This window comes from Massilia sp. LC238, from assembly GCF_000735635.1.
Taxonomy (GTDB): Bacteria; Pseudomonadota; Gammaproteobacteria; order Burkholderiales; family Burkholderiaceae_D; genus Telluria; species Telluria varians.
The window spans coordinates 41385-52698 of record NZ_JNNN01000079.1; the positions used below are offsets into that span (position 1 = coordinate 41385).

The window sequence follows — 11314 nt, forward strand, 5'->3', positions numbered from 1 at the left end:
TTCCCCGGGTTGGTCTTTTATTCAGATGTCCTGCGGCGCCGCCGGCCGGCCGGCGAGCCGCTCGCGCGCCCGGCGACGCCGGTTGAAGGTGGCGGCGCCGGTGATGCAGATCGCCAGCCAGCCGCAACCCTCGGCGACCGCGGCCAGCACGTCGGACAAATAATGGACTCCAAGATACATCCTCGAGAACGCGACCGTCGCCACCATCGCCAGCGCCAGCACGAAGGGCAGCACCCTGCCCCACCAGGAGCGCGCCTGGCGCGCCGCATAGCAGGCGAGGAAGCCGTACAGCACCGTCGCGCCCATCGCGTGGCCGCTGGGGAAGCTGTAGGTGCTCAGTTCCAGCAGGGGCTCGACGAAATGCGGCCGCGCGCGCTCGAAGGTGTGCTTCAACAGTACGTTGAGGATCTGGCCGCCGGGCACGCTGGCGACCAGGGCCAGCGTCCAGTAGCGGTGCCCGCGCCGGTACAGCCAGATGCCGGCCAGCAGGGCCATGGCCAGGATGCCGGGCGTGCTGTGCATGTGGGTGACGAGCATCAGGAAGGCGCGCAGGCCCTCGTTGGCGCGCGCGTGCGCATGCAGCCAGTTGGCCACTTCCACGTCGAGCTGGGTGATCGGAGCGCCGGCGACCACGGCGCCGGCCATGTGCGCAAAGACCGCGGTTGCCAGCAGGAGCATCGCCACGCCGGCGGTCAGGTGCAGGCCGTACTGCCCTTCGGCGGAAAAACGGGCGGCGGCAAAGCGGTAGAGTCGGGGAAGGATGTGATTCGTCATGCCTGGGTCGGGTGGTTTCGCGGATGAGCCTCCATATGTGGGGTCTTGGCGAAAAAACCACAACAATAAAAATTTACTGTATATCCACCCAGTACCTGTAGGTTTATACAGTAGTTGTGATATTCTTTACTCACTTCAACGATTTTAATAAAAGGAAACACCATGACCACTCTGAACAGCAACTTCGGCCTGGAATATGCACCTGTCCCTTTTATGGTCCGTCTCGGCCGTCGCGAACTCCTGATCACCCGTGATTTCCGCAAGCGTTTCTATGCGGTGAACCCGATCATCGAATGCGATACCGGCATCGAGGCAGGTCATCTGGAAATCCTGCTGTTCAAGCGCTGGCTGCTCATCCTGTCGAAGGCGCACTAAAAAAACCGCATATTGTTAGGCGAATAAATTCGTTCCTTCAGGGGGAACTGAGCCGTAAGCTGCAGGCTCCAAACTGCCCTCTGAAAGAACAACATGCTTCGCAAAACCTTCCTGCATTCGCTGGCTGCCCTCACCCTGGTGGCGCCGCTCGTGACCCCGGCGACGGCTTTCGCTGCCGACGTTACCCTGCTCAACGTGTCCTACGACCCGACCCGCGAGCTCTACCAGGACATCGATGCCGCCTTCGCCCGCCAATGGAAGGCAAAGACCGGCGACAACGTCACGGTCAAGCAATCGCACGGCGGTTCGGGCAAGCAAGCCCGCGCCGTCATCGACGGCCTGTCGGCCGACGTCGTCACGCTGGCGCTGGCCTACGACATCGATGCTATCAGCGAAAAAGGATTGATTGCGCCCGACTGGCAGAAGCGCCTGGCTTACCGTAGCTCGCCCTACACCTCGACCATCGTGTTCCTGGTCCGCAAGGGTAATCCGAAAAAGATTCGCGACTGGGGTGACCTGGTCAAGCCGGGCGTGGCGGTGATCACGCCGAATCCGAAGACCTCGGGCGGCGCGCGCTGGAACCACCTGGCCGCCTACGGCTACGCGCTGCGCCAGCCGGGCGGTTCGCCCGCCAGCGCCAAGGATTACCTGGCCAAGCTGTACAAGAACGTGCCGGTGCTCGACTCGGGCGCGCGCGGCGCCACCACCACTTTTGTCGAACGCGGCATCGGCGACGTGCTGCTGGCCTGGGAAAACGAAGCCCTGCTGGCCCTGCGCGAGCTGGGTCCGGACAAGTTCGAGATCGTGGCGCCGTCGATCAGCATCCTGGCCGAACCGCCGGTGGCCGTGGTTGACAAGAACGTCGACAAGAAAGGCACCCGCAAGGTGGCCCAGGCCTACCTCGAGTTCCTGTACACCGATGAGGCGCAGGATATCGTCGCCAAGAACTACTACCGTCCGGCGGTGGACAAGTTCGCCAAGAAGTATGCCGCGCAGTTCCCGAACGTGAAGCTGTTCCCGATCACCGAGCTGGGTGGCTGGGCGCAGGCGCAGAAGGCACACTTCGCGGATGGCGGGCTGTTCGACCAGATCTACGCGCCGGGCCGCTGAGCCGGAACCCTTACGGGCGGCCGCCTTCCGGCGCCGCCCGCCATTGCGGCCCGGTTCGCTGCAAGCCGCAATAGGCGGCGATCCGCGCCGCCGTGACGTTCGCCCTGTCCTCGTCGAGCCCGGCGCCGAAGCGGTAGCAGCCGTCCTCGGTCTCGATTTCGACCAATCCTTTCCCGATCCCCAACGCGATGTTCTGGCTCTCGGCCGACAAGGAGCCCAGCGGCGGCGATGGCGCGATGCGCACCGAGCGCACCTTGCCTGCAGCCAGCACCAGCATCTCCTCGTCCTCCAGCGCCCAGGCTTCGGGCTTGTCCCGGTACAGCAGCAGCTCGTCGCGCACGAACAGGTTTCGGTACAGCAGCGCAACCATAGCGGTTCCCACCAGCACCAACAGCCATACCTTGAACCAGGAAAAGCGTTCCGGCGGGCCGTCGAACAGCTTGAATCCAAGCCAGGCCAGGATGGCCAGGCCGGCACAGGACACGGCAACGATCGGCAGCAGCTTCGAGGGCGGGCAGACGATGTGCAGCGGTTCGGAATCCGAAGGCGATGGGTAGCGGGTCATTGATAGTCGTGTTGTCAGAAGGACCACTGTAAGACCAAAAGTATCCGCTAGGCAAGCGAAAACGCCAGATTATCCAGCCGGGCTAGCATGGTGACCGTTCATCAACGGCCTGTCCCTGCGGCCGAGCGCCGCGGACAGTCCTCTTCACCCACCTTGAAAGGGACGTACGTCATGGCAATCAGACTCAGGAAACTCCACGATCAGGTCATGGTCATCACCGGCGCCACCAGCGGCATCGGCCTGACCACCGCCCGTATGGCCGCCGCACGCGGCGCCCGCCTCGTCCTGGCCGCGCGCAGCAAGGACGCCCTCGACGAACTGGCGGACGAGATGCGCAGCCGCGGCGCCATGGTCGAGACCGTGGCCGCCGACGTCGGCAACATCGCGGACGTCGAGAAGATCGGCGAGAAGGCCATTGCGTGCTTCGGCCGCATCGACACCTGGGTCAACAATGCCGGCATCTCGGTGTTCGGCCGGCTGGAAGAAGTCAAGCCGGAAGACCACCACCGCCTGTTCCAGACCAACTTCTGGGGCACCGTCAACGGTTCGCTGGAAGCGGTACGGCGCATGAAGCACCGCGGCGGCGGCGCCATCATCAACGTCGGCAGCGAGGTGTCGGAACGCGCCATCCCCATGCAGGGCATGTACGCGGCCTCGAAGCATGCGGTGAAGGGCTTCACCGATGCGCTGCGCATGGAAGTGGAAAAGGAAGGCGCGCCGCTCGCGGTCACGCTGGTGCGCCCGGCCGCGATCGACACCATGTTCGCGGTCCACGCGCGCAACTACATGGACAAGGAACCGGCCCTGCCGCCGCCGATCTACGCGCCGGAAGTGGTGGCCGACGCCATCCTGTACTGCGCCGAGAATCCGAAGCGCGACGCCTACGCGGGCGGCGCCTCGAAGATGATCGCGGCCGGCTCCAGGCTGATGCCGGCGCTGTTCGACCGCTACATGAACGCCAGCATGTTCAAACAGCAGAAATCGAGCCGCCCCAGCGCGCCGAACCGCCGCGACGCCCTCTACAAGCCGGACGAGTCGACCGAACTGCGCCAGCGCCAGGGCATGCCGCAGAACGTGCACGAGCGCAGCCTGTACACCAAGACCAGCCTGCGCTCCTCGCCCTTGACCACCGCCCTGGTGGGCGGCGGCGCGCTGTTAGCCGCCTTCAGCCTCTCGCGGCGGTTTGGTCGTTAAGAAGTCGGTGTCCTCCTCGGTCAGCGGCAGATCGGGGATGGACACGACCTGGTCGGTGTCGATGTCGGCGCCGTCCTTGCCGACCTTGTCGCGCCCGGCCGCGGCGCGCTCGCCGGTGCCGCCCATGTCGCTGTCGCCCGAGAAGTCGGCGTCGCCGACATCCGGACCGGCAGTGCCGCCGGCGTGGCTTTCTTCCATGTCCGAGGTGCTGCCGTGGTCGAATTCGAGCGTCTGGTCAGGGTCGAGCGCGTCGGCAAAGCCGGGGCCGCCGACCACGTCGCTGCCGGTGTCGGAAATGTCGCTCGGGCCGAGGGAATCGATGCCGTGTCCCTTGCCGAGACTACGGTCCGGACGTTCCGGGAAGTTGTCCGGATCAAGTGTGCTTGCGCCTGTCATGTTGTCTCCAAAAGTGGTTTAGCCATGGAGACAGGCTAACGTTTTTTGCAACATCGCGTCGCCGCGCACACTCTTAAAATGCCCGCCGCATCCCTAGGTTGATCGCCCCGCCGCCGCCATGCCGCACGTTGGCGTTGCGGATGCCGCTCTGCTGCTGGATGTGCGAATACGCGGCGTAGAAATCCAGCTTGCGCGAGATGGCGTAGGTCGCCCCGACCGCGATCTGGCGCGCGTCGCGGTTGGCCGGGTCGCGGTCGTTCTTGCGGATGTAGGAAGCCAGCAGCGTGGTCGCATGGCTGACCGGCACCGCCACCCCGGCCAGCACGTCGCGGCTGTCGGTGGACGGGATGCCGGCGATGCCGGCGCCGTAGGGATTGTCCGGGTTGAACAGCGGCGAGCTGCCCCAGCCGCGGTTGGCGCTGTAGGCCGCATAGGCCGTGCCCCAGTCGAAGCGCATGTTGGCGGCGATGATGGAATTCTTTGCGGCCATGCTGATGTCGACCGGATTGATGCGAGTGACCTTGGCCACGTTGCGGTTCTGGTGCGCCGCGCGGATCGTGAAGGGGCCGGCCTTGAAGCCGACCGTCATGCCCCAGGCGCGGCCCGAGGGCGAGCCGTCGATGTCGCCCTTGCCCCAGGACGATCCGGCCGTGAAGCCATTGAAGCGGCCCTGGTAGATGACGCTGTCGCTGCTGCGGCGCGCGTCCTCGGCGCCGCTGCCGCTGCCGGCCAGGCCGCCGTGGAACGGATCGCCGACGTCGCTCAGCGTACGGAAATCGAGGTTGTACTGGCGGCCCGCGCTCAGCAGCTGGGCTTCGCTGGTACGCCGCTGCTGCGCCTCGTGCGCGGTTTCCAGCATGAAAATCGCCGGCGCCTCACCCGCGCGGCCGCTGCCGGTTCCGCCCTGGGCGGGCACTGCCTTACCGGCGCTGTCCGCGGACGGCGCCGCGCAGCCCTTGCCGCAGCCGGCTTCCCTGACTTCCTTCAGCGCCTCGCGCGCACCGGTGCTCCCGTCGGGAGCAGCCGCGTTTTCTGCCGAGGCGCACGCCGCGCTCGCTCCGAGCACGGCGCATGCGACGATTGACATCTTCATGGCGTCATTCCCTCTCTGATGCCATCATTGCCTTCTTTGACGAACTGATCTGTCTACTACCTCACATAAAAACAGCTTCGTCCATACGTGCACTTCTGAGCCGAACTTTCCCGCTTGCTTAAGGTTCTACACCGTAGAATGAGTGGGCACAAGAGGCTTTCACAAAACCGGAGGAGACCCATGTCATTTGTTGTCCGCGCGCTGCCGATTCTTGCCGTAGCTTTAAGCGCCGCCTTCAGCCCGCTTCCCGTACAGGCCCAGCAGCCGGCCGCGGCGCCGATGAGCCACGTGGCGTGGTCGCGCAGCGCCAACATCTATGAAGTGAACATCCGGCAATACACGAAGGAAGGCACGTTCAATGCATTCGCCCAGCACCTGCCGCGATTGCGCAAGATGGGCGTAGACATCCTGTGGCTGATGCCGGTCCACCCCATCGGCGCCAAGAACCGCAAGGGCACGCTCGGAAGCTACTACGCGGTGCGCGACTACACCTCCGTGAACCCGGAATTCGGCAGCATGGACGACTTCAAGCGCCTCGTGAAGCAGGCGCAAGGGCTCGGCATGCGCGTCATCATCGACTGGGTGGCCAACCACACGGCCTTCGACAACCCGTGGACGGTGCAGCACAAGGACTGGTACCTGAAGGATGCCAAGGGCGAACTGTTCCCGGTCACCTATACCGAAGGCGCGGAACCCGAGTACTGGACCGACGTTACCGGCCTCGACTGGAAACAGCCCGGCCTGTGGCAAGGGATGACCGAGGCAATGGCCTTCTGGGTGCGCGAGACCGGCATCGACGGCTTCCGTTGCGACGTGGCGGCCAAGGTGCCGACCGCCTTCTGGGAACAATTGCGTGTCGAGCTGGAGCGGATCAAGCCGGTGTTCATGCTGGCCGAGGCCTGGCAGCCGGAGCTGCACACACGCGCATTCGACATGAGCTATGGCTGGGATACCCTGGGCCTCTTCAAGGACATCGCCAGGGGCAAGGCCGATGCGCGGGCGCTACGGACCCTGTTCGAGAAGCCGCCGGTGGCCTACCCGGAGCACGCCTACCGCATGCGCTTCACCAGCAACCACGACGAGAATTCCTGGCACGGCAGCGACGCGGAACACTACGGACCGGCCTTCCAGGCGATGGCGGTGCTGGCGGCGACGCTGCCGGGCATGCCCCTGATCTACGGCGGGCAGGAAGCCGGGCTGGACAAGCGCCTGGAATTCTTCGAGAAGGACCCGATCGCGTGGCGCGAGCATCCCAACGCGGCGCTGTACACCTGGCTGCTCAAGCTCAAGCATGACAACCCGGCGCTGTGGAACGGACAGTATGGCGGGACGATGCGGGTGCTGGAGACCGGGAACGACAAGGTGTTTGCGTTCAGGCGGCAAAAGGATGGGAATGCCGTGGCAGTGACGGTGAACCTGTCCGAGGCGCAGCAGCAGTATGCGCTCCCCGGCGCCGCGCGGAAGGCGACGCTGGGCGCGTGGGAGTACCGGGTGTCAGCGCCCGCGCAGTAGGCGCCCCGGGTGCCGGTCGCGGCTAGCGCCGCAAGCCGGCGAACGCCGCCGGCTCCCACTCGCGCAAGGCCAGCAGCAGACCGGTGCCGCGGCGCTGCGGCAGCGGCGCCGCCAGGCTTTCCTCGTGCAGCTGCGCGAAGCGCGCCCGCAGTTGCCGCAGTTCGCCCTGCAGCTTGGCGCGCGCACTCTCGGTGAGCATGCCGTGCACGAAGTCGAGCGCGTCGCCCGGCTGCCCGAAGGCGCTGTCGATGAATTCCGGCATGCCCTGCTCGCGGAAGTACTGGCGGATCGGCCCGCCCGGCAGCCAGTCGAAGTCGCGCGCCACGTTCAGGCGGATGCGGTTGCCCGGCAGGAGCGTGATCAGCGCCAGGCGGTCCAGGCGCAGCAGCAGCTGCACGCATTCGGCTTCGCTCAGGCGGTAGGCCTGCAGCATCTCGGCCATGGTCCAGTGGTTCAGCGCGCACACCGTCACCAAGAGCAGGCGCGCATCGGAGACCAGCTCGCGTTCCTGCGCCGGATCCAAGGTACGCAGCCGCTGATGGCCCTGCCCTGCTTCCTGCGCCAGCTCGGCCAGCGTCAGGCCCAGCAAGCCGCAGATCTCGACCAGGCGCTCGAGCGTGAACTGCTCGGTGGCGAACAGGCGCTTGACGCTCGGCTCGGACAGATCGAGGGCTTCGGCGACGTCGCGGTAGGTCTTGCCCTGCTGTTTGAGTTCGCGCTTGAGGGTGGCGATGAGTTGGGTGATTTCGGACATGCGGGCGATGGTAGCAGTATCAGACCTCGGCCGCGAGTGCGATGCCGTTCTTGCCGGTGCGCTTGACCGCATACATCGCATGGTCGGCGCGCGCCAGCCAGGCGTCGACGTCCGCCGGGTCTTCCGGCAGGTAGAGCGCGATGCCGATGCTGGCGCCGACCGCCACGGTGGCGCTGCGCAGCACGTACGGTTCCTTGAGGCGTTCGAGCAGCTTGTGCGCGGTGTCTTCGGCGTGCCGCGCGTCGGTCAGCATCTCCAGCACCACCACGAATTCGTCGCCGGCCAGGCGCGCCACCATGTCGGTCTTCCGCACGCCCTGCGCCAGGCGCTCGCCGAACTGGCGCAGCAGCTCGTCGCCTTCTTCGTGTCCGTGGTTGTCGTTGACCGCCTTGAAGCCGTCCATGTCGAGGAACAGCAGCGCGCACGGACGGCCCACGCGGCGCGCGCGGCTCATCGCCTCGGGCAGCGCCGCCAGCAGCGCGCGCCGGTTCGGCAGGCCGGTGAGCACGTCGCGCAGCAGGAGCGCCTGCAGTTCGGCGGTGCGCTCGGCCACCGCCAGCTCGAGGCGCTCGTTCATGGCCAGCAGCGCCTTGCGGTGCGCGACCTCGCTCTGCACCAGCTCGCGCATCGTGCGCGACAGGATCTGGGTCTCGAGGAAGCCATCCACCGGCGGGATCGGCGGCGGCTCCTTGCCGCTTCGCGTGGCCGCGGTGATGCCTTCGATCGCCTCGCGCAGCTTTGCCATCGGCCGGACCAGGTGGCGCGCCATCAGCGCCGCGGCGCCGGCCAGCGCCAGCGCCAGCAGCGCGCTCCAGCCGAGCATGCGCTGCTTCAGGTCCTCCGCGCCCGCCAGCGCCCGGTCCTCGGTCTGGCGCACCAGCACGGTCCAGCGCGGCGCGGCCGGATCGCGCATGTCGCCGGTCTGGCTGTAGCCGGTGAGGTAGGCGCGCCCGTCCGGCCAGACCTCGCGCAGCGCTCCGGTCTGCCCCTGCTGCGCCAGGCGCAGGCTGGCGGTGTGCACCTTCGTTTCGACCAGCGGCGCCGGACCGAGCATGACGGTGCCGTCGTCACGGATCACGAAGATCTCGGCGCCGTACTCGCGCAGCGCCGGCGTGAGCAGCGTGCGCGCATGGCTGCGCGCCCATTCCCAGCTCAGGTGCAGGCCGAGCACCGCGACTGGCTTGCCGCCGGCATCGACGATCGGGCCGGAGGCGTCGACGAAACGCCAGGGGTCGGGCTTGCGCGGCAGGATCTTCTCGAGCAGCAAGGCAGGGTGGTAGTCGGTGGCTACCACGCCGCGCATGCCGGCGGTGAACCAGGGACGCTTGCCGACGTTGACGCCCTCCAGCATGCGGCCGGTCGAGGCTACTACCTTGCCGTCGAGGTCGGCGATGCCGATCCAGGCATAGTCGGGGAAGCTGCGCTGCAGGCTTTCGAGTACCGCCCGGGTCGCGTCGGCATCGCTCGAATAGCGCACCTGCGGCAGTTCGGCCAGCAGGCGGGTGTCGCGAGTAGCTTGCTCGATCACGCGGTTGAGCGAATCGCGCATCTGCCAGGAGAGCTGCTGCAGGCGCAGCTGGGCCTCTTCGCGCGCCTGGCGCACTGCAAAATGGTTCACCAGCGCCAGTTGCAGCGCGACCGTCAGCGCGACCGTGGCACAGACGGCCAGGGTCATCAGGCTGGACAGGCGCATTTTTCCGAAGATGCCGCTCATGAACGAATGATTGCGATGGAATTCAAATAGCCGGCTATTCTAACTAGTTTCCTAACATTAATTAAATAACTATCGGCATCATTTATTGCTGACGCATCAATTTTTTGCGGCAACGCAACAAAAAAGCACGTTCAGTTCGAAATTGTGCCGTACCGGCCACAGTCGACCCTGCTGCTGCAGCTGGTGGACGAAGGAAAGCTCGACCTCGACGCGCCCTTGCCCGCCCTGCTGCCGCAGCCCCTGCCCGCCTACGACAGGCAGCCATGGGATTTCTCCGATCTCGCGCACGACGAACGCTGGCGCAGGCTGACGCCGCGCATCCTGCTCACGCATTCGTCCGGCTTCGCCAACTTCCGCTGGCTGGAGCCGGACCGCAAGCTGCGCTTCCACTTCGATCCGGGCGAGCGCTACGCCTATTCGGGCGAAGGCTTCTACATCCTGCAACTGGTGGTCGAGCGCGGCCTGCGCCTGGACACGGGCAGGGAAATGCAGCGCCGCGTGTTCGACCGCTTCGGCATGCGCAACACCAGCATGCAGTGGCGCGCGGATTTTGCCGACAACCTGGCCGACGGCTACACGCTGGACGGCAAGATGGAGCCGCACGACGAGCGCAGCCGCCCGAGCGCGGCGGGCTCGATGGACACCACCATCGAGGACCAGGCGCGCCTGTGGGCGGGTATCGTACGGGGAGACGGGTTGAGCGCGGCAGCGCGCGCCATGCTGGTGCGGGCCTGGCTGCCGATCGGCTCCGCCGCCCAGTTCCCGACGCTGACCGCGCCCCGGGCCAGCTGGCCGCAATCGCTGGCGGCGGGCCTGGGCGTGGTGAGCTTCCGCGACCGCAGCGGGCCGGCGTGGTTCAAGGGTGGGCACAACGACAGCACCGGCAACATGGTGCTGTGCCTGGAGCGCGGCCAGCGCTGCGTCGTCATGCTGGCCAACGACGTGCGCGCCGAGCGGATCTATCCCGAGCTCGCCCGGCGGGTGCTGGGCGAGACGGACATGCCGTGGCGCTGGGAATACGGCTGGTACCAGCCGTAGAGAGTCTTAGTTACCGAAATAACGGCCCGGGCGGTGCCATGCCATGACCATGCTGCTCATGGCGATCGCGCTCAGCGAGGACCAGCCCACCAGTTCCGGCGACACGATGGCCAGCGCCGCCAGCAGGATCACGGCGTCGATCGCCACCTGGGTGCGGCCGGCATTGATGCCGTAGCGCTTCTGCAGCCATAGCGTGACGATACCGGTGCCGCCCACGCCGGCGCCATGGCGCGCCAATGCCAGGATGCCCATGCCGCAGAAAGTGCCGCCGCCCAGGGCCGCGACCATCGGGTGGATGTGGCCGATCACCAGGCCATTCGGCATCAGCTTGAGCATGGCCATGATCAGGATGCTGCCGGCCAGCGACTTGATGGTGAAGCGCGCGCCCATGAACAGGTAGCCGAACAGGAAGAACGGCAGGTTGATGAGCATGAACAGCAGGCCGACCGAATAGCCGGACACGTAGGACGTCAACAGCGAGATGCCGGCCACGCCGCCCGTGATCAGGCCGGCGGCCTGCAGCAGCAGGACGCCCATCGCGACGAACAGCACGCCAACCAGGATGCCGTAGACGTCGTCGAACAGGGTATGCGGCTTGATCGAGGCCACGTTCTTGCCCTGGGCCGCCTGCGTTTGCAAGGCGCCCTGCATCATCGCGCCACCTCAGTACCCGACACATGCGCCGACGCATGCAGGGCGCATCCGTCAAATCGGTAGGAAGTCGAGCCGGGCAGGAGATGATGCTTCATTTTCCTCACTATGCGTGTACAAAGTCGGGGGAGTCAGCGC

Annotated in this window: 12 protein-coding genes; 5 read left to right on the forward strand and 7 right to left on the reverse strand. The window is 66.2% G+C overall.

What is annotated here, in order from left to right; all coding sequences use genetic code 11:
- Positions 1 to 21: 21 nt before the first annotated feature.
- Complete coding sequence (locus FG94_RS23130) at positions 22 to 774, reverse strand: phosphatase PAP2 family protein (protein ID WP_036216671.1); 753 nt, start codon at positions 772 to 774, stop codon at positions 22 to 24.
- 162 nt (positions 775 to 936) lie between these two features.
- On the opposite strand from FG94_RS23130, the gene FG94_RS23135 reads away from it, so the two are divergent.
- Together FG94_RS23135 and FG94_RS23140 are read left to right on the forward strand one after the other, a co-directional pair.
- On the forward strand, positions 937 to 1149 hold the full coding sequence (locus FG94_RS23135; RefSeq protein ID WP_036216673.1) for a hypothetical protein: 213 nt from the start codon (positions 937 to 939) through the stop codon (positions 1147 to 1149).
- A 93-nt stretch (positions 1150 to 1242) separates the two neighbouring features.
- Entirely contained in the window at positions 1243 to 2259 is a 1017-nt protein-coding gene (locus FG94_RS23140) for a sulfate ABC transporter substrate-binding protein (protein WP_036216674.1), read from the forward strand.
- Between the two features lie 10 nt (positions 2260 to 2269).
- On the opposite strand, the gene FG94_RS23145 is transcribed toward FG94_RS23140, so the two are convergent.
- Positions 2270 to 2824: a hypothetical protein gene (locus FG94_RS23145; RefSeq protein ID WP_036216675.1), complete on the reverse strand. Its 555-nt coding sequence runs from the start codon at positions 2822 to 2824 to the stop codon at positions 2270 to 2272.
- 171 nt (positions 2825 to 2995) lie between these two features.
- On the opposite strand from FG94_RS23145, the gene FG94_RS23150 reads away from it, so the two are divergent.
- Positions 2996 to 4018 (forward strand): SDR family oxidoreductase, encoded by a 1023-nt coding sequence (locus tag FG94_RS23150; RefSeq protein ID WP_036216677.1) that lies wholly within the window; start codon positions 2996 to 2998, stop codon positions 4016 to 4018.
- Here the strand turns inward: FG94_RS23150 and FG94_RS23155 are convergent.
- Together FG94_RS23155 and FG94_RS23160 are read right to left on the reverse strand one after the other, a co-directional pair.
- Positions 3980 to 4414 carry a hypothetical protein gene (locus FG94_RS23155; RefSeq protein WP_036216678.1) on the reverse strand — a complete coding sequence of 145 codons (435 nt, stop codon included), beginning with the start codon at positions 4412 to 4414 and terminating at the stop codon, positions 3980 to 3982. The two genes, FG94_RS23150 and FG94_RS23155, sit on opposite strands and share 39 nt — an antisense overlap.
- Before the next feature lie 73 nt (positions 4415 to 4487).
- Entirely contained in the window at positions 4488 to 5507 is a 1020-nt protein-coding gene (locus FG94_RS23160) for a porin (RefSeq protein ID WP_036216679.1), read from the reverse strand.
- Between the two features lie 180 nt (positions 5508 to 5687).
- Here FG94_RS23160 and FG94_RS23165 point away from each other — a divergent pair, with 180 nt between their 5' ends.
- A complete protein-coding gene (locus FG94_RS23165) occupies positions 5688 to 7019 on the forward strand; it encodes an alpha-amylase family glycosyl hydrolase (protein ID WP_036216681.1) in 1332 nt (443 codons plus the stop codon).
- A gap of 22 nt (positions 7020 to 7041) precedes the next feature.
- Here the strand turns inward: FG94_RS23165 and FG94_RS23170 are convergent, their stop codons facing one another.
- On the reverse strand, positions 7042 to 7773 hold the full coding sequence (locus FG94_RS23170; protein WP_036216682.1) for a helix-turn-helix transcriptional regulator: 732 nt from the start codon (positions 7771 to 7773) through the stop codon (positions 7042 to 7044).
- A gap of 19 nt (positions 7774 to 7792) precedes the next feature.
- Positions 7793 to 9487: a sensor domain-containing diguanylate cyclase gene (locus tag FG94_RS23175; protein ID WP_036216683.1), complete on the reverse strand. Its 1695-nt coding sequence runs from the start codon at positions 9485 to 9487 to the stop codon at positions 7793 to 7795.
- Between the two features lie 144 nt (positions 9488 to 9631).
- On the opposite strand from FG94_RS23175, the gene FG94_RS23180 reads away from it, so the two are divergent.
- Entirely contained in the window at positions 9632 to 10525 is an 894-nt protein-coding gene (locus FG94_RS23180) for a serine hydrolase (protein WP_229446047.1), read from the forward strand.
- A gap of 6 nt (positions 10526 to 10531) precedes the next feature.
- Here the strand turns inward: FG94_RS23180 and FG94_RS23185 are convergent, their stop codons facing one another.
- Positions 10532 to 11164: a YitT family protein gene (locus tag FG94_RS23185; RefSeq protein WP_229446048.1), complete on the reverse strand. Its 633-nt coding sequence runs from the start codon at positions 11162 to 11164 to the stop codon at positions 10532 to 10534.
- Between the last annotated feature and the right edge of the window lie 150 nt (positions 11165 to 11314).